Annotated in this window: 20 protein-coding genes; 14 read left to right on the top strand and 6 right to left on the bottom strand. The window is 44.4% G+C overall.

The annotated features are described in order from the left end of the window. The first annotated feature begins 34 nt into the window (after positions 1-34). Both glmU and glmS read left to right on the top strand, forming a co-directional pair. Complete coding sequence (glmU, locus tag RT084_RS03085; RefSeq protein ID WP_312384685.1) at positions 35-1,393, top strand: bifunctional UDP-N-acetylglucosamine diphosphorylase/glucosamine-1-phosphate N-acetyltransferase GlmU; 1,359 nt, start codon at positions 35-37, stop codon at positions 1,391-1,393. Positions 1,394-1,575: 182 nt separating this feature from the next. Continuing rightward, positions 1,576-3,414, top strand: coding sequence for a glutamine--fructose-6-phosphate transaminase (isomerizing) (gene glmS / locus RT084_RS03090; RefSeq protein ID WP_313097621.1), 1,839 nt, complete (start codon positions 1,576-1,578; stop codon positions 3,412-3,414). 68 nt (positions 3,415-3,482) lie between these two features. Here glmS and RT084_RS03095 read toward each other — a convergent pair whose 3' ends face one another. The 4 genes from RT084_RS03095 to acs form a co-directional block, all read right to left on the bottom strand. After that, positions 3,483-5,270 (bottom strand): FMN-binding glutamate synthase family protein, encoded by a 1,788-nt coding sequence (locus RT084_RS03095; RefSeq protein WP_313097623.1) that lies wholly within the window; start codon positions 5,268-5,270, stop codon positions 3,483-3,485. Between the two features lie 154 nt (positions 5,271-5,424). Beyond that, entirely contained in the window at positions 5,425-6,309 is an 885-nt protein-coding gene (gene fghA / locus RT084_RS03100; RefSeq protein WP_007115128.1) for an S-formylglutathione hydrolase, read from the bottom strand. A gap of 42 nt (positions 6,310-6,351) precedes the next feature. Beyond that, a complete protein-coding gene (locus RT084_RS03105) occupies positions 6,352-7,461 on the bottom strand; it encodes an S-(hydroxymethyl)glutathione dehydrogenase/class III alcohol dehydrogenase (RefSeq protein ID WP_040403143.1) in 1,110 nt (369 codons plus the stop codon). Positions 7,462-7,730: 269 nt separating this feature from the next. Next, a complete protein-coding gene (gene acs / locus RT084_RS03110) occupies positions 7,731-9,680 on the bottom strand; it encodes an acetate--CoA ligase (protein ID WP_313097626.1) in 1,950 nt (649 codons plus the stop codon). Between the two features lie 380 nt (positions 9,681-10,060). Between acs and RT084_RS03115 the strand changes: the two genes are divergently transcribed. Then, positions 10,061-11,401, top strand: a complete 1,341-nt coding sequence (locus tag RT084_RS03115) for a BaiN/RdsA family NAD(P)/FAD-dependent oxidoreductase (protein WP_313097629.1) — start codon at positions 10,061-10,063, stop codon at positions 11,399-11,401. Between the two features lie 139 nt (positions 11,402-11,540). Here RT084_RS03115 and ygfZ read toward each other — a convergent pair whose 3' ends face one another. Continuing rightward, on the bottom strand, positions 11,541-12,269 hold the full coding sequence (ygfZ, locus tag RT084_RS03120) for a CAF17-like 4Fe-4S cluster assembly/insertion protein YgfZ (RefSeq protein ID WP_313097630.1): 729 nt from the start codon (positions 12,267-12,269) through the stop codon (positions 11,541-11,543). A 265-nt stretch (positions 12,270-12,534) separates the two neighbouring features. Between ygfZ and RT084_RS03125 the strand changes: the two genes are divergently transcribed. The 8 genes from RT084_RS03125 (at position 12,535) to pdxJ (ending at position 19,925) form a co-directional block, all read left to right on the top strand. Next, complete coding sequence (locus RT084_RS03125) at positions 12,535-12,900, top strand: zinc ribbon domain-containing protein YjdM (RefSeq protein WP_100274163.1); 366 nt, start codon at positions 12,535-12,537, stop codon at positions 12,898-12,900. 189 nt (positions 12,901-13,089) lie between these two features. Further along, complete coding sequence (lepA, locus tag RT084_RS03130) at positions 13,090-14,895, top strand: translation elongation factor 4 (RefSeq protein ID WP_065253830.1); 1,806 nt, start codon at positions 13,090-13,092, stop codon at positions 14,893-14,895. Positions 14,896-14,903: 8 nt separating this feature from the next. Then, a complete protein-coding gene (lepB, locus tag RT084_RS03135) occupies positions 14,904-15,809 on the top strand; it encodes a signal peptidase I (RefSeq protein ID WP_076774815.1) in 906 nt (301 codons plus the stop codon). 107 nt (positions 15,810-15,916) lie between these two features. Then, entirely contained in the window at positions 15,917-16,309 is a 393-nt protein-coding gene (locus tag RT084_RS03140; RefSeq protein WP_313097633.1) for a DUF4845 domain-containing protein, read from the top strand. A 100-nt stretch (positions 16,310-16,409) separates the two neighbouring features. Beyond that, complete coding sequence (gene rnc, locus RT084_RS03145; RefSeq protein ID WP_065253827.1) at positions 16,410-17,195, top strand: ribonuclease III; 786 nt, start codon at positions 16,410-16,412, stop codon at positions 17,193-17,195. 115 nt (positions 17,196-17,310) lie between these two features. Then, positions 17,311-18,360, top strand: coding sequence for a GTPase Era (gene era / locus RT084_RS03150; protein ID WP_227715550.1), 1,050 nt, complete (start codon positions 17,311-17,313; stop codon positions 18,358-18,360). Between the two features lie 20 nt (positions 18,361-18,380). Continuing rightward, on the top strand, positions 18,381-19,136 hold the full coding sequence (gene recO / locus RT084_RS03155) for a DNA repair protein RecO (protein ID WP_313097636.1): 756 nt from the start codon (positions 18,381-18,383) through the stop codon (positions 19,134-19,136). A gap of 39 nt (positions 19,137-19,175) precedes the next feature. Then, the gene (gene pdxJ, locus RT084_RS03160) at positions 19,176-19,925 is read left to right on the top strand and encodes a pyridoxine 5'-phosphate synthase (RefSeq protein ID WP_312176325.1); all 750 of its coding nucleotides are present in this window, start codon (positions 19,176-19,178) and stop codon (positions 19,923-19,925) included. A gap of 3 nt (positions 19,926-19,928) precedes the next feature. Here pdxJ and RT084_RS03165 read toward each other — a convergent pair whose 3' ends face one another. Beyond that, the gene (locus RT084_RS03165; protein ID WP_312534084.1) at positions 19,929-20,492 is read right to left on the bottom strand and encodes a GspH/FimT family pseudopilin; all 564 of its coding nucleotides are present in this window, start codon (positions 20,490-20,492) and stop codon (positions 19,929-19,931) included. Positions 20,493-21,161: 669 nt separating this feature from the next. Between RT084_RS03165 and RT084_RS03170 the strand changes: the two genes are divergently transcribed. From RT084_RS03170 to mscL, 3 genes are all read left to right on the top strand, one after another. Beyond that, positions 21,162-22,319 carry an OmpA family protein gene (locus RT084_RS03170; protein WP_312384717.1) on the top strand — a complete coding sequence of 386 codons (1,158 nt, stop codon included), beginning with the start codon at positions 21,162-21,164 and terminating at the stop codon, positions 22,317-22,319. A 166-nt stretch (positions 22,320-22,485) separates the two neighbouring features. Next, a complete protein-coding gene (typA, locus tag RT084_RS03175) occupies positions 22,486-24,324 on the top strand; it encodes a translational GTPase TypA (RefSeq protein WP_160000965.1) in 1,839 nt (612 codons plus the stop codon). 192 nt (positions 24,325-24,516) lie between these two features. Beyond that, positions 24,517-24,948: a large conductance mechanosensitive channel protein MscL gene (gene mscL / locus RT084_RS03180; RefSeq protein ID WP_036595296.1), complete on the top strand. Its 432-nt coding sequence runs from the start codon at positions 24,517-24,519 to the stop codon at positions 24,946-24,948. Positions 24,949-24,957: the final 9 nt, after the last annotated feature.

The raw sequence follows: 24,957 nt of genomic DNA on the forward strand, positions 1-24,957 counted from the left end.
ATTAAAATTAGTTTAAAAAAAATAAGGGATTCCCATGACCAACTTAACCACCATCATCATGGCAGCAGGCAAAGGCACTCGCATGAAATCGAGCAAGCCAAAAGTGCTACAACCGCTGGCAGGCAAGCCTTTGCTACATCACGTACTCGCCACTGCCAAACAATTGGGTAGCCAAAAAAATATTATTATCTATGGTTTTGAAGGTCAGCAAGTCAAAGATGCCTTTGCCGATGAACAAATTGATTGGGTCGAGCAAGCTGAGCAATTGGGCACGGGTCACGCGGTGCAGATGACTTTGCCAGTGTTGCCTACGGATGGGAAAAGCTTGATTTTATCAGGGGATGTGCCACTCATTGGCGTCGATACCTTAGAGAAATTGGCAAATACAGACAGCCGTTTTGCCATGCTAACCCTAAACTTAGCCAACCCATTTGGCTTGGGTCGTATTGTGCGTGACAACGACCAAGTAATCGCCATTGTTGAAGAAAAAGATGCCAACGATGAGCAAAGAAAAATCACTGAAATCAATAGCGGTGTGTACTGTGTCGCCAATGATATTTTGCATCAATATCTCAATAACTTGACCAATAACAATGCCCAAGGTGAATACTATCTTACCGATATCGTCAAAATGGCGGTGGATGATGGCATCGAAATTGCCACCGTGTCGCCAACCCATCAGTTTGAAATCGAAGGCGTGAATGACCGTCTGCAGTTGGCAAATCTAGAGCGTACTTGGCAAACGCATCAAGCCCAAGCGCTGATGCAACAAGGCGTACATTTGATTGACCCAAGCCGTTTTGATTTACGCGGTTCGCTCAAAGTTGGCAAAGATGTGCAAATTGATATTAATGTCATCATTGAAGGTGACTGTGAGATAGGTGATAACGTCAAAATCGGTGCAGGTTGTATCATCAAAAACAGCAAAATCGCCAGTGGCACCGTGGTGCAACCTTACAGTCTATTTGACAATGCGGTAGTAGGCGCAGACAACCAAATCGGACCATTTGCCCGTCTGCGCCCCAATGCGGTCACTGATAAAGATGTGCATATCGGTAACTTTGTCGAGCTTAAAAACACCCAAATGGCAAGCGGCGCTAAAGCCAATCATTTGGCGTATTTGGGCGATGCCACCATTGGACAAAAGACCAATATCGGCGCAGGCACTATCACTGCCAATTATGATGGCGTCAATAAGTTTAAAACCGAAATCGGTGATGAGGTTAGAATTGGCTCAAATGCGGTGCTGATTGCCCCTGTAACCATTGGTGACCGTGCCACCATTGGCGCTGGTAGTGCCATCAGTAAAGCCTGCCCTGCCGAAAAACTCTCTATCGCCCGTGGCAAACAAGTCACGATTGAGGGTTGGCAACGTCCTGAAAAAAAATCTTGATATTTGAATTTTTGCCTAAATTTAACAAATTCTTGCTTAATACGATAAACTTGCTTTATACGATAAAGCCGTTTGGTTAAGCAACAATAAAACAATCTAACGACTGTGTAAACGGGGGGATTGTTTTTCACAGCAGTCAAATTTGATTGCTCACACCAAAAACTGGATACTAAGGAACAGTTATGTGCGGTATCGTTGGCGCCATTCGTGCGCAAGACAATGTGGTAGATTTTTTAACCGATGGCTTAAAACGCCTAGAATATCGGGGTTATGACTCATCGGGTATTGCAGTGCAAACCGATGAAGGACTCAAACGCGTGCGCCGAGTGGGGCGTGTTGCCTTGATGGAAGCCGCTGCCAAAGAGCGTGGCGTGTATGGTCACACCGGCATCGGTCACACTCGCTGGGCAACTCACGGCGGCGTCACTGAGCCTAACGCGCATCCGCATATCTCGGGTGATTTGATTTCGGTGGTACATAACGGCATCATCGAAAACTTTGAAGCCGAGCGCGCTCGCCTTCAGCAAAATGGCTATCATTTTGAGTCACAAACCGACACCGAGGTCATCGCCCATGCAGTGCACCAGCACTATGTACAAAACGGCGGTGATTTATTCAAAGCGGTGCAAGCGGCGACCCAACAATTTCATGGTGCGTATGCGATTGCGGTGATTGCCAACGATATGCCACAAAACATGGTGGTGGCGCGCATGGGCTGTCCATTACTCATTGGCTTAGGTGAGCATGAAACCTTTATCGCATCGGATGTCTCAGCCGTTGTCGCCTTTACCCGTCAAATCATGTATCTTGAAGATGGTGATATTGCCCAGTTAACCGCAGATGGCGTGGCACAAATGATTGACAAACAAGGCAATCCAGCGACCCGCAAAGCCACTACTTCGCAAGTGTCCTTAGCGTCTCTTGAACTAGGGGCTTATAGTCACTTTATGCAAAAAGAAATCTACGAGCAGCCAAAAGCAGTGTCAGATACTGCCGAAATCTTTTTGGATGCCGGGTTTATCGCCGAAAACTTTGGTGAAAATGCTGAAGCCGTTTTCAATGATATCGACAGTATTAAGATTCTTGCCTGTGGCACGTCGTATTATGCGGCATCGACCGCCAAATATTGGTTGGAAAGTATTGCCAAAATTGCCACCGATGTCGAAATCGCTAGCGAATACCGTTATCGTGAGGTGATTGCCAATCCAAAACAATTGATTATCACCATTTCGCAATCAGGGGAAACGCTAGATACCATGGAGGCGCTAAAATACGCACAAGCTTTGGGTCATAAACATAGTCTATCCATCTGTAACGTGATGGAATCCGCCTTGCCTCGCGCCAGTGAGCTAGTAGTCTACACCCGAGCCGGTGCGGAGATTGGGGTCGCCTCAACCAAAGCCTTTACTACCCAGTTAGTGGCTTTATTTGGTTTGGCGGTGACACTCGGTCGTGTGCGTGGCTATGTGGATGACACTAAACTGGTCGAATACACCAATGCGCTGCGCAGCTTGCCCAATGATATTCAATATGCGCTCAATCTTGAGCCACAGATTAGCAGCTGGTCAAGCAAATTTGCTGATAAGCCAAGCGCGCTGTTTTTGGGACGTGGTATTCATTACCCGATTGCATTAGAAGGCGCATTGAAGCTCAAAGAAATCACCTATATCCATGCAGAAGCCTATCCTGCTGGCGAGTTAAAACACGGTCCATTAGCATTGGTTGATGAAAACATGCCTGTGGTGGTGATAGCGCCAAATGACAGCCTACTTGATAAAGTCAAAGCCAATATGCAAGAAGTCTCGGCGCGTGGCGGTCAGTTGTTTGTCTTTACCGATCTTGACAGTGATTTTTCCGATAGTGAAGGCGTACACGTGATTCGTACCCCACGTCATATTGGTGTGTTATCGCCCATAGTACACACCATTCCTGTACAATTGTTGTCTTACCATGTTGCGCTTGCCAAAGGGACAGATGTTGATAAACCCCGTAATTTGGCCAAGAGCGTCACGGTGGAATAAACTAAGCTATAAGTTAAGCTGATACAAAAAAACCGCTAACGATTAGCGGTTTTTTTGTGGACAAAGTATTAAGAAGGGTCATCATCGTAGGTATAATAGCTATTTGCGGTTTCATCAAAGCTGTCGATACGCTCAGGGTAATTGCCTTCATTAAAGCGCTTTTCGTTGTGCTCATGGGCGTGACGCACATCGTGATTGTAAGCAATTAACGCCTCGTTATTTGCCAAAAAGCTATCAGGATTTGCCATGACCCACATTTGGTTAAAAACATCTGAGCGCGCCGATAAATCCAGTAACACGCCAGGTTCGGTAAAATAATAAAACTTGGATAATAGCTTAATCTGCCCATTTTCCAGTCGTCTGGCGATATGATACGCTTGTAAATCTTTTGGGTGGTGTAAACCCACCGCACCGACAATCGCTGCCAATGATTTAAGCGTATTTTTATGAAAATTATAGACTCGCTGTGCCTTATCAGGAATATGTAATGCCCGTTGACGATAGGGGTCTTGGGTGGCAACTCCAGTTGGGCATTTGTTGGTATGGCACGCGCGCGATTGGATACAGCCTACCGCAAACATAAAGCCACGCGCGGAGTTACACCAATCTGCACCCAGCGCTAGCATGCGAGCGATATCAAAGGCAGAGATGATTTTACCACTGACACCGATTTTGATTTTGTTACGCACCCCCGCACCCACCAGTGTATTGTGCACAAGCAAAAAGCCATCGAGTAGGGGCATGCCAACATTATCCATAAACTCAACAGGCGCAGCCCCTGTACCGCCTTCTGCACCATCAACCACGATAAAATCAGGGTAATTATCTGCTTCAATCATGGCTTTGACAATCGCCATAAACTGCCAAGGCTGCCCGACACACAGCTTAAAACCAACCGGCTTGCCCCCTGACAATTCACGCAGCTGTTGCCAAAACTGCACCATCTCACGCGGGGTGGTAAAGGCTGAGTGGCTCGCTGGGGAAATGCAGTCTGCATCCATCGGCACATCACGGGTTTCGGCAATTTCGGGGGTGATTTTTTCCTTGGGCAATACCCCGCCTTTACCAGGTTTTGCCCCTTGCGACAGCTTGATTTCAATCATTTTGACTTGCTCAATGCGCGAGCGTTCAGCGAATTTTTCGGGACTAAACGTGCCATCATGATTACGGCATCCAAAATACCCGGTACCCAGCTCCCAAATCAAATCACCGCCGTGTTTTTTATGGTACGGACTAATCGCACCTTCACCTGTATCATGAGCAAATCCACCGAGTTTTGCACCTTGATTGAGCGCTTCGATTGCCGCGGCTGACAGGCTGCCAAAACTCATGGCAGAGATATTAAACACTGACATCGAGTAGGGCTGTAGACATCGTTCACCGCCCACCATAATACGAAAATTGGTTTCTTTGAGGGGATAGCTAAGGGTGGATTGTAAAAACCATTCTTTGCCAGACTGGTATAGATTTTCTAAGGTACCAAAGGCATTGGTATCACTGACGTTTTTGGCACGTTGATAAGCAAGCGCACGCTGCTGGCGCGAAAACGGCACGGCGGCTTGGTCATCTTCAATCAAATACTGGCGCAGTTCAGGTCGAAACTCCTCCAATAGATAACGAATATGTCCCGAAATTGGGTAGTTACGCAATACAGCATGGTGTACTTGCATCAAATCATAAATGCCCACCACAAAGCCCACCAGACCAATCACTATCAGCCACCATTTAAGTAGCACAATCCCCAGGGCAAGGATAGCAAATGCAATGGCAAACACGCTGTAGCGAAACACAACGCCTTGCAAATAGGGCTCTTTATGGGTAGGGGTTACCGTGATATCAGTGCGCTTGTCAACCATGACAATCTTCCTTATCAGATAGGATCGCGGACAAAATGATCATCGCAAATTTGTGGTTATTTTAAATGATGGAGGGGGTAATGCGATGGCAAAATGGTCAATCACTTTTCAGCAAGCTGGTGTGACAAGTGATTGTGTGATTAAAATTGTGTGATTAAGCTTGAAGCGCAGCGGCGTGGTGCGCAAAATGGTCAGCGATAAAACTACTGATAAAATAGTAGCTATGGTCATAACCGTCCTGCATACGCAGTGTCATTGGATAATTGGCATCTTTGGCAGCTTGCTCAAAGAGATCAGGTTTGAGCTGCTCAGCCAAAAACTCATCCCCGCTACCTTGGTCAATCAATAGCGGTAATTTTTTGCTATGCGCAGACTGTTTCATCCACACTAAGCTATCGTAGTTTGCCCAGGTGCTTTGGTCATCGCCTAAATAAGCGCTAAAGGCTTTTTGTCCCCAAGGCACTTGTGACGGTGCGACGATGGGTGAAAAAGCCGACACGCTGGCATAGCGCTGGGGATTACGTAGGGCAATCATCAGCGCGCCATGTCCACCCATACTGTGACCAAAAATACTGCGCTGGTCACTGGCAGGAAAGTGCTGTTCGATGAGATTAGGCAACTCATCGACGATATAATCATACATCTGAAAATGCGTTGCCCAAGGCGCTTGAGTGGCATTAACATAAAAGCCTGCCCCTTGCCCCAAATCATAAGCGCTGTCATCAGGCACATCGTTACCGCTCATATCGACACCCCTAGGACTGGTGTCGGGTGCCACCACAATCACGTTGTGACGACTGGCATACTCAGCAAACCCAGATTTTTGAATAAAGTTTTGCTCGGTACAAGTCAGCCCTGATAGCCAATACAGCACCGCACATTTTTGAGCTGTTGTTCCAGTGGTTTCGGTTGCTTCATTGACGATGGCTTTGGGTGGCAAATAGATGGCAAATTTCATCTCCGTGTGTGTAGTAGCACTGGTATGCTGCCACACTTGTAGGTCTCCACCGTGCAATTTATGCGATTCAATTTTTTTCATGGTGAATTTCCCATTCTGTTTAATGCTAAGTTCGGTAATGTTTTAGTAATGCAACACTGAACGAATGGACTCACCTTTATGCATCAAATCGAATGCGGTATTGACATCTTCAAGACCCATGGTATGGGTGACAAAACGTGCCAGTTGGATATCACCGTGCATGGCTTGCTCCACCATACCTGGCAGTTGTGAGCGACCTTTTACCCCACCAAATGCAGAGCCTAACCAGCGGCGACCTGTCACCAGTTGGAACGGACGAGTGGCAATCTCTTGACCTGCAGCCGCGACACCAATAATCACGCTTTGACCCCAACCGCGATGCGCGCATTCAAGTGCCGAGCGCATGACATTGACGTTACCGATACATTCAAAACTGTGATCCACACCCCAACCTGTCATCTCAACAATCACTTGTTGAATGGGTTGGTCATAATCTTTTGGATTCACAAAATCAGTCGCGCCAAACTCACGGGCTAACTCAAATTTTTCAGGGTTGGTATCAACCGCGATAATACGGCCTGCTTTGGCAAGTTTGGCCCCTTGAATTACAGCAAGCCCAATACCACCAAGCCCAAACACCGCGACGCTATCGCCCTCTTGTACTTTAGCGGTATTTTTTACCGCACCTAGTCCTGTGGTCACGCCACAACCTAATAGACAGACTTGCTCAGGATTGGCTTCAGGATTGATTTTAGCAAGCGATACGTCAGCAACGACAGTATATTCACTAAATGTCGAACAGCCCATGTAATGATAAATTGGTTGACCTTGATAGCTAAAGCGGGTAGTACCATCAGGCATCACGCCTTTACCTTGGGTGGCACGCACCGCGACGCATAAGTTGGTTTTGTCACTTTTACAAAATAAACATTCACCACATTCAGCCGTATATAGCGGAATAACATGATCACCAGGTTGTACACTGGTTACCCCTTCACCGACTGCCATCACAATACCTGCGCCTTCATGACCTAAAACCGCTGGAAAAACCCCTTCAGGATCATCGCCACTTAAGGTGAATGCGTCTGTGTGGCAAACGCCCGTATGGGTAATTTTGACGAGTACTTCACCTTTACGCGGTGGTTCAACGTCGATTTCGACGATTTGTAATGGTTCTCCCGCAGCGAAAGCTACCGCAGCACGCGATTTGATGGGTTTGCTAAAATCTAATGGCGCTGTGGCCGCAGTCATATCAGTCATCGGTTTATCCTTGTTATATTGGTTTTATTAAAAATGCCTTTGGTCGGCATTATAACATAACCAATTATCGCATGATTAAGCTTAAAATTGTAAGCAATTGGGTTTAATTAAATCATCATTAAAATTAAAAATTTGAATTGGATTTTTAAAAATATTTAACAATTGAAAAACCATGAAAAAACGCCTGTAACTACAGACGTTTTTTTAAATCTGGGCAGCGATTAAGCAGGTTGTTTATCCGCTTTAACCACATTGATGAGGTTATCAACAACCTCTGGTTCTGCCAAGGTTGAAGTATCACCCAAACCTTCAAATTCATGCGCGGCAAGTTTACGCAGAATACGGCGCATGATTTTACCGGAGCGCGTTTTTGGTAAGGCTTCGACCAAATATAGCGAGTCTAAGTTGGCGATTGGACCAATCTCACTACGGACATGACGGTTGATTTCACCTTTGAGCATCTCGCTTGGCTCTTCGCCTGATTTTAAGATGACGTAAGCGGCAATGCCTTGTCCTTTAAGCTCATGCGGCATACCCACAATCGCCGCTTCAGCGACTGAAGGGTGCGATACTAACGCACTTTCAATCTCTGCTGTACCTAGGCGATGCCCAGAGACGTTTAAGACATCATCCACACGACCTGTAATCCAATAATGACCGTCTTCATCGCGCAGGGCACCGTCACCTGTGAAGTAAGCGCCGGGATAGGTGCTAAAGTAAGTTTCTAAAAAGCGTTTATGGTCTCCCCAAATGGTACGCATTTGACCTGGCCAACTGTCTTTGATGATTAAATTGCCTTCGGCGGCGCCCGTTAATTCAGTACCTTCGGCATCGACAATCGCTGGCTTGACGCCATACAGCGGATTCATCGCGGCGCCTGGTTTGAGATCAACCGTATTGGGGATTGGGGCCATCAAAATACCGCCGGTTTCAGTTTGCCACCAAGTATCAACAATCGGACAACGACCTTCGCCCACCACCTTATAATACCAGTTCCAAGCTTCAGGATTGATAGGTTCACCCACCGAGCCTAATAGACGTAAGCTGGAACGGTTTGATTTACGAACGTAATCATCACCTTCTTTCATCATCGCGCGAATGGCGGTTGGCGCAGTATACAAGATGGTAACGTCATGCTTATCAACGATATGACCGATACGCGCCCAATCTGGGTACTGCGGCACCCCTTCAAACATCACGGTCGTTGTGCCGTTGGCAAGCGGTCCATACACCACATAGGTGTGACCGGTGACCCAGCCCACATCCGCGGTACACCAAAATACGTCATTGTCTTTGATATCAAACACATCACGGAAGGTGGATAGCGCATAGGTCAAATAACCACCCGTTGTATGTACCACGCCTTTGGGCTTGCCAGTTGAGCCTGAGGTGTAAAGTAAAAATAGCGGATCTTCGGCATTCATTGGCTCTGGTGGACAGTCTTCCGACGCATTGTCGATTAAGTTGTGATACCAAATGTCGCGGCGACCGCTCATTGGGATGGATTCACCGGTACGGTACACCACAATGACCTTTTCAACACATTCGGTGCCGTCATGGTCTAGCGCACGATCCACATTTTGTTTAAGCGGCGTATGTTTACCACCACGCACAGATTCATCAGCGGTAATGACAATTTTTGATTGGCTATCGATGATACGGCTGGCTAGACTGTCTGCTGAAAACCCGCCAAATACCAATGAGTGAACCGCGCCAATCCGAGCACAAGCCAGCATCGCAACCGCCGCTTCAGGAATCATCGGCAAATAAATGGTGACGCGGTCGCCTTTTTTGACGCCTTTACGACGCAGTGCGCTACCAAGGCGGCATACTTCTGAATGTAGCTCTTTGTATGAGATGATTTTGTGAAGTGAGGGGTGATCGCCTTCCCAAATAATCGCAGGCTTGTAAGGGTTTTCAGCAACATGACGGTCAAGACAGTTGACCGATAGATTAAGCTCACCATCTTCAAACCATTTAATGCTAAAATTGTTTAGGTCATAATTGACGTTTTTGATTTTGGTAGGTTTTTTTATCCAATCAACCCATTCAGCGCGTTTTGCCCAAAACGCTTCGTTATTTTCCACAGATTCTTGATAGGTCTCGGCGTATTTTTGGGGAGTGGTGTTGGCTTTAGCGGCAAATTCAGCGCTATGAGGGTAGCTCTTCATAAAACATTCCTTGTTATGACTCGTAGGTTGGTGGGGTAATACTCTAAATGGCTACGAACTGACAAACGGCTCAAATAGGTAGCGGGCTTAACTTCAAAAACAACATTTTCACGTTGATAAGCTAACATTGACAAGCTGCCAGTAACACAGGCCATCAACAGAGCGATGAAACGAGCCATCAATAAACGTCCGCTCACTATGAAAATGCAATACAATCTAATCCTTGATTCTAGAGTGCCTTTTCCTTAGTTTGGCAAAAAATTACAAATTTTGCAATGTTACTCAGGATATTTTTAAGGATATTTTTTCAGATATTGGGCAAACATCTGTATTGTAAGCGGATTCTCATTTGGTCTTTTACTTGATAAATAGCGGTCATCATGCAGCAAAAACATACTTCATCAAATACTTCACCAAAGATTGACACGGTTCAAAATCACGCTGGGTCAACAAACGCACCGTCCACGTTTGCGTATGATGTCATCATCATCGGGGCAGGGGCATCAGGGCTATTTTGTGCATTGACAGCGGGCAAGCGCGGACGGCGGGTACTGGTGGTAGATCATGCCAATAAAGCGGGTAAGAAAATCCTTATGAGCGGCGGTGGGCGCTGTAATTTTACCAATTATGAAATTGAGCCCAAGCATTATTTAAGTAGCAATCCGCACTTTTGCAAATCGGCATTGTCACGCTATTTAAATTGGGATTTTATTGGCATGGTTAGCCAGTATCAGATTCCTTATCATGAGCGTGAGCATGGGCAACTGTTTTGTGATACCTCTGCCAATGATATTTTACAAATGCTGTTGAATGAATGCCGTGCCAACCAAGTGACTATTCAACTAAAAACCGCCATCCAGCAAATCCAAGCGTTACCCGACAATACGGGGTTTGTCTTAACTGTCAATCAACCAGCTAGTCAACAGGCTAATCAAGAAGCCCATCAAAAAAGTAGCCAGCAAACCTTAACTTGTCACTCATTGGTAGTCGCCACAGGCGGGCTGTCAATTCCGACCATGGGTGCGACAGGGTTTGGTTACCAAGTAGCGCAGCAATTTGGGCATACCATTGTGACAACATCGGCAGGACTAGTACCCTTTACCTTTACCGACAAGATTGGCGATGCGATAAAATCGTTATCGGGGGTAAGTTTTGAGGTCATTGCGTTTAATGAGCGCATCAGTTTTAGGTTGCCCGTGCTATTTACCCATCGCGGTTTATCCGGGCCTGCGATGTTACAGCTATCGAATTATTGGCATGTAGGCGAGCCGATTTTTATCAACTTATTCCCAAGCCTTGATATGGCAGCATTTTTAGCTGAGCAAAAAAAACAGCACCCAAAACAGCTGATTAGAACCGTGCTAAATGACCAGATAGGCGCGGCGGCGTTACCTAAAAAAGTGATGACTACTTTGCAAAATTTATTATGGCAAGACATGGCGGAGACTGAGCTTGCCAATATCAAAGACGAGAAGTTGGAGCAGCTTGGTGAGCAGCTCAATGCTTGGCGTTTGACGCCATCAGGCACTGAAGGCTATCGTACAGCTGAAGTCACACGCGGCGGCGTTGCTACTGATAAAGTCTCCTCAAAAACCATGCAAAGTCAGTTACAACCGAATTTGTATTTTATCGGAGAAGTGCTCGATGTTACTGGTTGGCTAGGTGGCTACAATTTCCAATGGGCTTGGGCAAGTGGGTTTGTGGCTGGTGAAGTGGTTTAGCTATAAAATGGTTTAGGTTTGAAGTGGGTTAAGTATTGATGAACCTAAAAAAATGGTTAAAAAAGGCATCAGCGAAATGCCTTTTTTATTTTAACCCATTTATTTTCACTTATTTACGTTAATCAAGTTGGGTGGGTGTTTAGTGTTGGCGCGCAACCGGTTGTTGCAGTGCTTGAGGCAACTCAAGAATGGTCAGGTTACTGGCGGCAATATCATCGGGACGTGCCACCACCAAGGCTTCAAAACCAGTGTCAGTAGCAATGCTATTGACCACATCGACACTGCCAATTTTTTCACCTGCGTTAGGTATATCACCGGTACCTGCTACTCGGTGGAGCCAAGCTTTCGGGCTGGCTTTAAAATATAACCGCGCAATGATTTCTTGACCTAAATAACAGCCTTTATCGTAGTCAACACCGCCTTGTTGGTGTAGACGCAACTCTTGGGGTTGCCACAAGCCTGCGGTGGCTTTGACAATCCAGTAATTGCCTGTAGCGATACTTTCTTTTTGCCATGCTTTGCGGTTAGCGTCGGTGTCAGTGCCATTCTCTGACTCGCTAAAACTAGGTAACCCATTGTTAACAACCGTAAAAATATCACGCGGGTTTGATAGGGTGAGTTTTGAGAACGCGGCATATTTTTTGATATGCTTGGCAAACTCATCGGCACAGTCTTGGCTGATGACGATTTGGTAAGCGTCATCCGCTATTTTCCTAATCCAAATACCCAACGCAACGCGCCCTTTGAGATTACTAATTGCGGTCGCTTGGTACTGCTCGCTGAGTTTGGTGACGTTGCAGGTCAGTTGTCCTTGCAAGAATTTTTGGGCATCGGCACCGGTTATATCAAAGACGACGAAATCTGTCATGGTGGCTCTCTTTTTATTTGCTAAAAAAATTATAATCAAAGTTTTGCACAATTGGGCTCGGACTGCAATCATGCTTTATTAGGTTATGCTTGACTAAATGCTGGTTTAAGTCCTGCTTGAATAAGTTCTGATTTAATGCTGTTACTAGGTCATCTGTCAGAGGGTTTGTCTGTACTAGCTGATTACTATTATTGGGGTGACTTATCGCGTACAATACATCATTTAACGACTGTTAAATTTTTTCTAAGATAATTGAGCGCGTGCTATGAGTTTACCTGCCTGTCCCCCATGCCCCAAGTGTAAAGAAAATTATACGTACCAAGATGGTGATTTACTGATTTGCCCGATGTGTGGCTTTGAAGCAGAACAGCAGGCATGGCAAGCGGGCGAAACCGAAGCAGCCAGCGAACAAGTTATTAAAGATGCCGTCGGCAATGTGTTACAAGATGGGGATAGTGTGACGGTTATTAAAGACTTAAAAGTCAAAGGCGCAAGCACGCCCATTAAAGTTGGTACCAAAGTCAAATCCATTCGCCTGCTCCATGATGCCCCGGATGATCATGATATTGATTGTAAAATTGACGGTTTTGGCGCCATGAAACTCAAATCCAGCGTCGTCAAAAAAGCCTAGCTTGGGAAGGGTTTGGGCTTTGTTTGGGGCTTTGGGTTTGCAACAGAAATTGACACCCAAAGCTTATCTTTTTTTATGACCTCCCAAAAGCTGTCACAATAAATTCAGTAGGTGATTGTAGAAAAATACGTTACAATAAGGCTATTTTTCTACAAATTTAATCATATACTTTTTTGTTAGTAGGTAATTGTGACCGCCTTATCTCATATTCGTAATTTTTCTATTATTGCCCATATCGACCACGGTAAATCCACGCTTGCCGACCGCATTATCCAAATGTGTGGTGGTCTACAAGCACGTGAAATGCAGGCGCAAGTACTTGACTCGATGGATATTGAGCGCGAGCGCGGTATTACCATTAAAGCCCAATCTGTCACACTGTATTATAACCACCCAAACGGTGACAAATACCAATTTAACTTTATTGATACCCCAGGGCACGTTGATTTTTCGTATGAAGTGTCGCGTTCACTGGCGGCTTGTGAAGGCGCTTTGCTGGTGGTTGATGCCGCGCAAGGCGTAGAAGCGCAGTCGGTTGCCAACTGTTATACCGCAATTGAGCAGGGGCTTGAAGTATTACCGGTACTCAACAAGATTGACTTACCGCAAGTGGATCCCGAGCGCGTGATTCAAGAAATCGAAGACATTATCGGGATTGAAGCGATGGATGCACCGCGCGTGTCTGCCAAGACAGGCGTGGGCGTGGATGATTTGCTACAAGCGATTGTTGAGCGTATTCCCGCGCCCGAAGGCGACCGTGATGCCCCTTTGCAAGCGTTAATTATTGACTCATGGTTTGACAATTATCTTGGCGTTGTGTCATTGGTACGTGTGCGTCAAGGCACGCTCAAAAAAGACGATAAAATCCATATCAAATCTACCAAAGGCACGCATATTGTGACATCGATTGGGGTATTTACCCCAAAATCGTTTGAGACCAATATCTTAGAAGCCGGTGAAGTAGGCTTTGTGATTGCCGGTATCAAAGACATTGGCGGGGCGCCTGTGGGTGATACCATTACCCTTGCCAAAACCCCAGATGTAGATAGCATACCAGGGTTTAAAAAGGTCAAGCCACAAGTCTATGCCGGTATGTTCCCTGTTGATTCGAGTGACTTTGAGGCGTTTCGTGAAGCGCTACAAAAACTGCAAGTCAATGACGCTGCGTTGTTTTTTGAGCCTGATACCTCTGATGCACTTGGGTTTGGTTTTCGCTGTGGTTTCTTGGGGATGCTCCATATGGAAATCATCCAAGAGCGTCTTGAGCGTGAATACGATTTAGATTTGATTACTACCGCCCCGACCGTTATTTACGAAATCAAAAAACGCAATGGTGAGATTATCCAAATCGATAACCCATCAAAAATGCCTGACCCAGGTCTGATTGATGAGTTTCGTGAGCCGATTGCGCGCTGTCACATTTTGGTACCACCCGATTATCTGGGTAACGTGATGACATTATGTATCGAGCGTCGTGGTATCCAAGTCGATATGAAGTTTATGGGACAGCAAGTCCAATTGACCTTTGATATTCCGATGGGCGAAGTGGTCATGGACTTTTTTGACCGTCTAAAATCGGTGTCACGTGGCTTTGCGTCACTTGATTACGGTTTTGAGCGCTTTGAAACAGATAAACTGGTACGGGTAGATGTGCTGATTAATGGCGAAAAAGTTGATGCATTGGCGATGATTTGCCATGCTGAGCAAGCGCGCTATCGCGGTAATCAGTTGGTTGAAAAAATGAAAGAATTGATTCCACGCCAAATGTTTGACGTAGCAATTCAAGCGGCGATTGGTAGCCAAATCATTGCCCGTAGTACCGTCAAAGCCATGCGTAAAGACGTACTTGCCAAATGTTATGGTGGTGACGTGTCACGTAAGAAAAAACTACTGTCAAAGCAAAAAGAAGGTAAAAAACGCATGAAGCAAGTGGGACGTGTTGAGATTCCACAAGAAGCGTTTTTGGCGGTATTAAAAGTGGATAACCAGTCGTAGAGGCAAGTATGGATTTTGATTTTAATTTGATTCTTGTCCCTGCGACCTTGATTTTAGGCGCTATTTGGCTACTGGATAAATTGGTACTAAAGCAAAAGCAAAGCAAAGGATTGGAGAAATCGACTGCGCCGGTGCGATGGGCGTATGATTTTTTTCCGATTTTAGCGATTGTGCTCGTAGTGCGCTCGTTTTTGATTGAGCCGTTTAATATTCCATCTTCATCGATGGTGCCCACCTTATATACGGGTGACTTTATTGCGGTCAATAAATACGCATATGGTATCCGCTTGCCACTGGTGAATACCAAGGTGCTTGATTTAGGCGCACCACAGCATGGTGATGTGGTGGTATTTCGCTATCCTGAGAACCCAAAAATTTATTATATCAAGCGGGTGATTGGTGTGGGTGGTGATACGGTGAGCTTTAATAATGGGCAGTTAAGCGTCAATGGCAAAGCGATTGCGACAACGCCAGCAAACTTTACCCCTGACCCTAAGATGACAGCGCAGCTCTATCCGCCAGGTAAAACCGAAACGGGTGAGCTTGTGACAGCTGAGCAAGCAGCGCAACTGGGCAATCAAGAAGAACAAACAGCCCAGTATGTGCAAGAATCACCCAGTAGCAATCATCAACATTTGGTGCGCTATTTGGGTGACAAAAATTGGTTTCAATATGCCAGCTTCTTGCAGCAAGCCTCACCTCAGTTGATGGCGAGCCAAGGTCAACAATGGCAATTAACAGTGCCTAAAGGAAACTATTTTGTGATGGGCGATAACCGTGATCGCAGTGCTGATGGTCGTTTTTGGGGGTTTGTACCTGATAAGAACCTAGCGGGTAAAGCCGTGTATGTGTGGACTCACAAAGCCAGTGGATTAAGTTTACCCACCTTTAATCGCAATGGCGCAATACATTAACCGCTTACTTTAAAAAATTGGATATCAAAGCCTTTGTTGTTGAGAATATTTAATTAACTAAAGCTTACATTAACCTATCTTGAGCGATGGTCAAAGGAGAATACGGCATGAACCTACCAAGTCATCAGCGCGGCGCCAGCGTCACGGGTATCGTGATTATGATTGTACTCATCGTCGTGTGTGCCAAAATCGGTTTAGCTATTATCCCTGCCCAAGTCGGTCACTACCAACTCAAAAAATCGTTGGCATTTGAACTCAAAAAGTCCAATGACAATAAAGAAAGTGTCAAAGAGTTTTTAGCTAATGTCAATTCCCAATGGCATATCAACGGTGTCAGCCAAAAGGCAGAGGACGTCGTGGAAGTGGTGGATAATACGCCAGGTGCGATGTCAGTGAAACTGACATACGATGAAGCAAACAACTTTTTTGGTAACGTCGATATCGTCAATCGCTTTGAAGATACCATTAGCGCAGAAGATGCCAAAGTTGCTAAGCCATAGTTAAATAGTTAGTAGCTATTGAGCTTATAGCCCCAATCTTAAGTAAATGCTAGCCATGTTATGATTTAATGGCGAATACTTTTCTAACAATTTGAAGCAGATGAATTTACCAATCACTATCCCTACCTTTAATCTCAAAAAACTACCGCCACAAGTGCGTCAATTAACCGCACTGTTTTATCAAATGGGTTATCAGTTCGATAATGTGAATTTACCCATTATGGCACTCATGCATCGCTCATTTGATAGCGAACACAATTATGAGCGATTAGAGTTCTTGGGAGATGCATTGCTCGGTGTGATCATCGCAGAAGCCTTATTTTTGCGCTATCCCGACTATAATGAAGGTCGGCTCAGTCGCTTACGTGCATCGCTTGTGCGCGAAGAAACTTTGGTGATTATTGCAAAGCAGCTCAATCTGTCAGATTATTTGATTTTAGGGGTGGGCGAGCGTAAAGGCGGTGGTCGTCAGCGCGCCTCAATCTTGGCAGACAGCGTTGAAGCCTTGATTGGCGCTATTTATCTTGACAGTCAAAATTTTGACACGGTTAAAGCTTGTGTGCTGGCGTGGTTTGAAGATTTGTTCGAAAAAGTGAAAGAACAAAAAGTGCTAAAAGATGCCAAAAGCCGTTTACAAGAGCTGTTGCAAGCACACCAACTTGCGCTGCCACGCTATGAGGTGACCGAAACCATTGGCAATGCACCCAATCAAATTTTTGTGGTCAGCTGCCAAGTCGACATTGTTTTTGACAATAAAACCGCCAAACCCATAGCACCGACCCAAGCTTTAGTCACAGCACAAGGGGAAAGTCGCCGTATTGCCGAGCAGCGCTGCGCCGAAGCCATGCTGGCTAAAATCAGTGATTTGTTACCCCCGCTGCGCTAATTTGCCGACCTGCCATACCGTCAACACCCAAATTTGCTGAAATGCTTACTGAAATTTGCGCAAAACTATTCTACAATAATTTGTACCCTTTAAACCAATGTTGAGATCCCACTTTATGTCTAACCAAGCAGACGCTACCCAACAAACAACCACTGACCCAGCTGTCGACAATCCATCAGCGGACAACAACCAGGATGTTATCAGTCAATTCTTCAGTGGGCAAAGTGAAGCAGCGCCCGTGCGCGCAGTGGATTTTCGCACGGGTTATGTAGCCATTGTCGGACGTCCAAACGTGGGTAAATCAACGTTAATGAATCATGTGTTGGGTCAAAAATTGTCGATTACCTCGCGAAAACCCCAAACCACCCGCCATCGCATTATGGGAATTTTGACCAACGAGCAACTACAAGCAATTTTTGTTGACACCCCAGGTATCCATAGCCGCGAAGTGCGCGCTATCAATGAGCGTATGAATAAGGCAGCAACTTCGGCTTTGGCAGACGTTGATGCGGTATTGTTTGTGATTGATAGCCTAAAATGGGTGGAAGATGATGAGCTGGTGTTTGCCAAAGTGCAAAATTTGGGTGTCCCTGTGATTGCAGTGGTTAATAAAAGCGACACCATTAAGGACGAAGCTCAGCTGTTTGCGCTACTACAAAAACTGCATGATACCCAAGTATTTAGCGATATCGTGCCCGTATCTGCATTACGTGCGCATAACTTAGATGAGCTAGTACGAGTCATCGGTAAGCATTTACCGATTGCAGCGCCAATCTATGATGCAGAACAAGTTACTGACCGTTCGGAACGTTTTTTAGCCAGTGAAATCATTCGTGAAAAAGTGATGCGCGCATCGGGCGATGAGATTCCTTACGATTTAACCGTACAAATCGACACCTTCAAGGATGAGCCCGCGCATCAAGACCCAAAAACAGGCAAATGGCGTAAAGCTGTGACCTTTATCGATGCCACAATTTTTGTCGAGCGTCAGGGTCAAAAGGTGATTGTCATCGGTGATAAAGGCGAAAAAATCAAACAAATCGGCATCGAAGCGCGCCAAGACATGGAAAAAATGTTTGATAAAAAAGTGATGCTAACGCTGTGGGTCAAAGTCAAAAAAGGCTGGTCAGATGATGAGCGTGCGCTAACGAGCTTGGGCTACTAGGTTATAGGCTAAAGGCTACTATGCGCAATCAACTGCTAACAGGTTATATTCTGCACCAGAAGCCGTATGGTGAAAGCCGTAGTTTAATTTACCTGTTTAGTGAGGAATGGGGGGTAGTACATGGTATCGGTAAAAAAAACTTACCGCTATTTGTCCCCATACAATTTTTTGGCAATGGTAAAAACAGCCTAAAAACCTTTAGTCAAAGCCAAATTTTGCAAAATCACATTACCCTCACAGGACAAAGCCTGTATGCAGGCATGTATCTTAACGAGATTTTGCAAAAACTATTGCCTGTTGAAGAGCCGTTTGCTGAGATATGGCAAGCATATCAGCAGTGTGTTGCAAACATGGCAACGCTGTTTGTTGAGCCAGCGCAATCGCCACATGACATGACCTTTTTAAAGTGGTATTTAAGACGCTTTGAAAATGTATTGTTTGAACAATTAGGCTATGGGTTCGATTTTGCTAAAGATGCGTTAGGGGATTTAATAGTCTCATCGCAGCGTTATCAATACCAACTACAGCAAGGATTTATGCCAGTTTTACCCTTGGATAAACCCGACATATCATTAACAGGTGAGCAGCTGCTAACTTGGTATCAATGTTTACAAGATGAAACGCGCTTTAACCAAATGATGCAGCAAGATTTTGATTTAGCCAAACAATTGGTCAATAGCATCAGTGCCATGCACCGCCATTTGATAGATAATTTACTCAATTATCAAACCCTGCAAAGCCGAGAACTTTGGCAGCAGCTTACCCAATATCAATAAGCTTACTCAGTATCAATAATAGACAAAATAGGGAACGTCATGACCAGCAATCAACCCTTACTCGGTGTCAATATCGACCATATTGCAACCCTGCGTCAAGCGCGCGGCGTGGCGTATCCCGATCCTGTGGCAGGGGCATTAATTTGTGAGCAGGCAGGGGCGGATGGTATCACGCTGCATTTGCGTGAAGATCGTCGTCACATTCAAGATGATGATGTTTATCGACTTGCCAAAGTCATAACCACTCGTATGAACCTTGAAATGGCAGTCACTGACGAGATGGTTGCGATAGCCTGTGATGTTAAGCCAGCTTGGGTGTGCTTCGTCCCTGAAAAACGCCAAGAACTGACCACCGAAGGCGGGCTTGATGTGATTGGCAATCAGCACAAAATAGCCAGTGCGATTCAACAGTTACATCAGGTCGGCACTCAAGTGTCACTATTCATTGATCCAGAGTTGGCGCAAATTGATAAAAGCATTGCGCTCGGGGCAGATGCCATTGAACTACACACGGGCGCCTATGCTGACTATTGTTTGCAACATGACCAAGTTAAAATTAACCATGAAATCAACCGTATCAAAACAGCCGTGACTCATGCCCACGAGTCAAAAGCAAGTTTACTGGTCAATGCAGGGCACGGTCTTACCCGTGACAACGTTGCACCCATTGCTAATATGGGTGGCATCCATGAACTAAACATCGGTCATGCCATTATTGCAGACAGTGTGTTTATGGGACTTAGCGAAGCGGTGAGCGCAATGAGAAAAGCATTTACAGCAAAAGCCTAGCTATTAGGGGCAATTAAATTGTTCAACTGAGTAGGGCTTATATTTAATAATGCCTGTTTTACTGAAACTTACCTTTAGTCGATTATCGACCTTACCATCTAAAGGGCAGTATTGAATATTACCCATATAACCAATGGGTCTAGCGTTTTCTGGCTTAAAAATAATATAGTTGTTATTCAACGAGATATTTGCCGTCAGCACCCCCCAGGACAAATCTAACGTAAGCTGATGATTGAGTTTGTCTACCGTTGCCTCATAGCTGTTATTGTTATTTTTATCGATAAAGCTAATCAGCTGATGACCGCCAGTTGTCACGCAAGCCAAGTTATCATTAGCGACACAGGCTATCACAGGGTTTTGATAAATCAACGCCTCTTGTTTTGCGCTGCTTAAAAAATTCATTAAGCTTGAAGCGGTGCTTTTTGCTTCCATTTGCTTTAAGCTGTTGGTAATAGTAATCGAAGCCATCGCTACGATGATAGATAAAACAGCCACAACGACAACTGTTTCAATCAAAGTAAACCCCTGTCTTTTTGTTGAGAACACATTGGATTTCGAATCATTCATGCTATTAGAGCTACCGGCTAGATCATGATGGAATAACACAATAAACGATTTTAGTTCATTATTATAGAGAGTTTTGATAAATTAACAAACGAATATTGATATAAAAGATAGGATTAGCTGGTTATAACGCTAATAAAAGCGACCAAAAGACTGGTACTGTCTGACCTGCTGAAGTCTTCAAAACCGATTGATGGGTTTACATGTTAAATCATCTATACGATGTTATTAATGTTAAGCCATTATCTAGACGAAACTGTTTTAGTGGTATGGCAAATGTATCACTCACACATTAAGTAAATGAATGTCACTAGAATGTATCATTTAGTGACAGTATGAATTTAAGATATGGTAAATTTAAATAGACTGTATTAAAATCCTTCTCAAGATAAGTGTATAGTTCTGATGTGTAATGTCGAATCATGATGGTTGTTGAATTTTTAGTATCGGGCGAAAGTGATTAGCTTAGCTACTAAAAAATAAAAATATAACATATTGTGATGTTCGTGTAATATTGTGTAGCAATGTAAAAAAAAGAGTTGTAAACACAATTTTTAGGCGTTAAGCTATATTTAACAAGTTCATAAATTGCATGTGTTTTGATGTGTTATTTTGTGAATTAACTGTCAGGTTATTTTAATTTAAAATGAGCCAATCCTTTGGAGGAATTCTATGAAGCTAAATAAAATCGCTCTAGCAGTTGTTGCTGCAGCTGTTATGCCAGTAGCCGCTAACGCAGGCGTTACTGTTACACCTTTACTACTAGGTTATCATTATGTAGACGGTATCAGCAAAACTGAAGATAAACAAGGTGAGCAATTCGCAGGTACTCATCAACGTAACGACTTGTACACTGGTGCAGGTATTGGTATCGAATTGACACCTACTATCGCACTTGAATTAGAGTACGGTGAAACTGATTCTGACGCATTGTATGCCAATGGCGATAAAGTTAACGGACATAAGTTTGAACAAAAATCATACTCAGGTAACTTTACTATCGGTACTGAAACCTTTAGTGGCTATACTAACAGCCCATTCAAGCCATATGTGTTAATCGGTGCAGGTCAATCAAAAACCTCAATGGCATTTGATGATGGCAGCAAAGCAACTTCTAAAGACACTATCGGTAACTTAGGTCTTGGTGCTTACTACCGAATCAATGACGCATTAAGCTTACGTGGTGAAGGTCGTGCGATCTATAACTTCGATAACGATTGGTGGGAAGGTCTAGCGTTAGCAGGTCTTAACGTGGTTCTAGGTGGTCACTTGGCACCAGCAGCACCATTGGTTGAACCTACTCCCGTTGAGCCAATCGTTTTGACTGATGGTGATGATGACCAAGATGGCGTACCAAATAGCGTTGACAAATGCCCAGGCACTCCATTAAATGTTGTTGTAGATGCTGACGGTTGCCCACGTGAAATCCCATTTGATGATTCATTACGTATGGAATTACGTGTATTCTTTGACAATGACAAAACTGTCATCAAAGATCAGTACAAACCAGAAATCCAAAAAGTTGCTGAAAAAATGAATGAATATCCAAATTCAACAGCTTCAATTGAAGGTCACGCTTCAAAAACTGGTCCATCTGCGCGTTACAACCAACGTTTGTCTGAAGCACGTGCAAATGCGGTTAAATCAATGTTAGTTAACCAATTTGGTGTTGCACCACAACGTATTAGCACAGTGGGTTACGGTTATGACCGCCCAATCGCAGACAACAACACTGCTGAAGGCCGTGCAATGAACCGTCGTGTATATGCTATCATCACTGGTAACAACTCTGGCACAACTGTTCAAACTAAAGACATGAACGTACAATAATTAGTTATTAAATAAAAAAAGCTACCCTCGTTGGTAGCTTTTTTTATTTTTATTATCAGCTATAAACTCAACTTAGATAAATTTAATCTATTTTTAACGATAAGATGTTATACTACCGCGTGTTTTAATTTTCCTTCCTAGCCGAATTTTCAAGAGCTATTTTTTTATGTCAGATTCAATCAAAAATCTTCGCAATATTGCGATTATTGCCCACGTTGACCATGGTAAAACTACTCTAGTCGATAAACTGTTACAACAATCAGGTACTTTTGGTGAGCGTGCCGCAGAAGTTGAACGCGTCATGGACTCTAACGCATTAGAGCAAGAGCGTGGTATTACCATTTTAGCCAAAAATACGGCGATCAAATGGACCAATCCTAAAGACGGCGTTGAATACCGTATTAACATCGTCGACACCCCCGGTCACGCTGACTTCGGTGGTGAAGTTGAACGTGTGATGTCGATGGTTGACTGTGTGTTGTTATTAGTTGATGCCGTTGATGGTCCTATGCCACAAACCCGTTTTGTGACCTCAAAAGCATTTGCCCGTGGCTTAAAGCCAATCGTGGTGATTAATAAAATTGATAAACCAAGCGCCCGTCCAGACTGGGTCATGGATCAGGTGTTTGATTTGTTTGATAATTTGGGTGCGACAGATGAGCAGCTAGATTTTCCCATCGTTTATACCTCTGCCATGAATGGTATTGCAGGGTTATCGCCTGACGAGCTTGCAGAAGATATGCAGCCATTGTTTGAAACCATCGTTAATGTCGTTGAGCCACCACAGGTGGATACGGACGGTCCATTCCGTATGCAGATTTCAAGCCTTGATTATGATAACTTCAAAGGTTTGATTGGTATCGGTCGTATTCAGCGTGGGTCAGTTAAAACCAATACGCCTGTAACAATTGTGGATAAAGAAGGTAATAAACGTAACGGCCGTATCCTACAAATTATGGGTTACCATGGTCTTGACCGTATCGAAGTACCTATGGCGCAGGCCGGTGATATCGTCTGTATCACGGGTATCGATGCGTTAAATATTTCTGATACTATCTGTGATCCACAAAACGTAGAAGCCTTACCAGCGCTAAGTGTCGATGAGCCAACCGTATCGATGACTTTCCAAGTGAACAACTCACCATTCGCGGGTAAAGAAGGTAAATTCGTGACGTCACGCAATATTCGTGAGCGCCTAGAACGTGAGTTAATTCATAACGTGGCACTTCGCGTGGAAGATACCGACAGTCCTGATAAATTTAAAGTCTCAGGTCGTGGAGAACTTCACTTGTCTGTATTGATTGAGAATATGCGCCGTGAAGGTTTTGAGCTGGGTGTATCACGTCCAGAAGTAATTGTTCGTGAAATCGAAGGTGAGAAACAAGAGCCGTTTGAAAATGTGATTTTTGATGTTGAAGAACAGCACCAAGGCGCGGTAATGGAGCAAATGGGCTACCGTAAAGGCGAATTGACCAATATGGAAGTTGACGGCAAAGGCCGTATCCGTATTGAAGCGGTGGTGCCGTCACGTGGTTTGATTGGTTTTCGCTCTGAGTTCTTAACCATTACCTCAGGTACTGGTATCATGACTTCAAGTTTCTCACATTATGGTCCTGTCAAAACAGGCGATGTGGCAAAACGCCAAAATGGTGTGTTGATTTCTATGGTGAATGGTACTGTATTGGGCTATGCGCTATTTAATCTTCAAGAACGTGGTCGTATGTTTGTATCACCACAAACTGAAGTCTATGAAGGTATGATTGTCGGTCAAAACTCACGTAGCGATGACATGGTAGTCAATCCAACCAAAGCAAAACAGTTGACGAACGTGCGCGCCAGTGGTACCGATGATGCGATTATTTTAACGCCGCCAATCATTTTTACCCTTGAACAAGCGCTTGAATTTATTGAAGATGATGAGCTGGTTGAGGTGACACCAAAATCAATTCGTCTACGCAAAAAATACTTGACTGAAAATGAGCGTAAACGTAACGGTCGTAAATAATAGCGGGTCTAAGCTATAAAATTTTGAAAAAGCCTAACATTTATTTACAAAAAGCTTGTACCTGTTACAAGCTTTTTTAATTTAATCTACACACTGGCAAAGCAAAGATTTAAAATTTTACACAATTCCTTATGATGATAAGGGTTTTTTAGTCAACGATTGTAGCAATTATTTTGAAATAGGAGAAGTTATATGAGTATGATGTCAGAATTTAAAGAGTTTGCCCTCAAAGGCAATGTGATGGATTTGGCAGTGGGTGTCATCATCGGCGGCGCATTTGGTAAAATCACCACGTCGTTGGTAGAAGATATTATTATGCCGATTATCTCTGCGATTATGGGCGGCAGAATCGACTTTACCAATATGTTTGTGGTGTTAGGTGATGTACCTGCAGGCACCGCTATGACGTATGATGCGCTCAAAAAAGCGGGTGTGCCTGTATTTGCATATGGTAATTTTGTCACCATCTTAATCAACTTTATTATTTTGGCATTTATCATTTTTATGTTGGTGAAAGCCATGAACCGCCTACGCCGTCAAAGCGAAGCGCAAGAAGCGGCTGCACCAGAACCTTCAGAAGAAGTACTATTGCTACGTGAAATCAGCAGTAAATTAAGCAAATAACGCTTTGTG

This window comes from Moraxella sp. CTOTU48717 (genome assembly GCF_032057165.1).
In the GTDB taxonomy this organism is placed as follows: Bacteria; Pseudomonadota; Gammaproteobacteria; order Pseudomonadales; family Moraxellaceae; genus Faucicola; species Faucicola tetraodonis.

What these genes read in the sequence shown, in the direction of transcription:
- RT084_RS03115 (WP_313097629.1), top strand. Translation starts at nt 10,061, where the DNA reads ATGCAGCAAAAACATACTTCATCAAATACTTCACCAAAGATTGACACG.
- rnc (WP_065253827.1), top strand. Translation starts at nt 16,410, where the DNA reads ATGAATTTACCAATCACTATCCCTACCTTTAATCTCAAAAAACTACCG.
- typA (WP_160000965.1), top strand. Translation starts at nt 22,486, where the DNA reads ATGTCAGATTCAATCAAAAATCTTCGCAATATTGCGATTATTGCCCAC.
- glmS (WP_313097621.1), top strand. Translation starts at nt 1,576, where the DNA reads ATGTGCGGTATCGTTGGCGCCATTCGTGCGCAAGACAATGTGGTAGAT.
- RT084_RS03165 (WP_312534084.1), bottom strand. Translation starts at nt 20,492, where the DNA reads ATGAATGATTCGAAATCCAATGTGTTCTCAACAAAAAGACAGGGGTTT.
- RT084_RS03095 (WP_313097623.1), bottom strand. Translation starts at nt 5,270, where the DNA reads ATGGTTGACAAGCGCACTGATATCACGGTAACCCCTACCCATAAAGAG.
- era (WP_227715550.1), top strand. Translation starts at nt 17,311, where the DNA reads ATGTCTAACCAAGCAGACGCTACCCAACAAACAACCACTGACCCAGCT.
- recO (WP_313097636.1), top strand. Translation starts at nt 18,381, where the DNA reads ATGCGCAATCAACTGCTAACAGGTTATATTCTGCACCAGAAGCCGTAT.
- lepB (WP_076774815.1), top strand. Translation starts at nt 14,904, where the DNA reads ATGGATTTTGATTTTAATTTGATTCTTGTCCCTGCGACCTTGATTTTA.
- RT084_RS03125 (WP_100274163.1), top strand. Translation starts at nt 12,535, where the DNA reads ATGAGTTTACCTGCCTGTCCCCCATGCCCCAAGTGTAAAGAAAATTAT.
- RT084_RS03170 (WP_312384717.1), top strand. Translation starts at nt 21,162, where the DNA reads ATGAAGCTAAATAAAATCGCTCTAGCAGTTGTTGCTGCAGCTGTTATG.
- ygfZ (WP_313097630.1), bottom strand. Translation starts at nt 12,269, where the DNA reads ATGACAGATTTCGTCGTCTTTGATATAACCGGTGCCGATGCCCAAAAA.
- mscL (WP_036595296.1), top strand. Translation starts at nt 24,517, where the DNA reads ATGAGTATGATGTCAGAATTTAAAGAGTTTGCCCTCAAAGGCAATGTG.
- fghA (WP_007115128.1), bottom strand. Translation starts at nt 6,309, where the DNA reads ATGAAAAAAATTGAATCGCATAAATTGCACGGTGGAGACCTACAAGTG.
- RT084_RS03140 (WP_313097633.1), top strand. Translation starts at nt 15,917, where the DNA reads ATGAACCTACCAAGTCATCAGCGCGGCGCCAGCGTCACGGGTATCGTG.
- pdxJ (WP_312176325.1), top strand. Translation starts at nt 19,176, where the DNA reads ATGACCAGCAATCAACCCTTACTCGGTGTCAATATCGACCATATTGCA.
- glmU (WP_312384685.1), top strand. Translation starts at nt 35, where the DNA reads ATGACCAACTTAACCACCATCATCATGGCAGCAGGCAAAGGCACTCGC.
- acs (WP_313097626.1), bottom strand. Translation starts at nt 9,680, where the DNA reads ATGAAGAGCTACCCTCATAGCGCTGAATTTGCCGCTAAAGCCAACACC.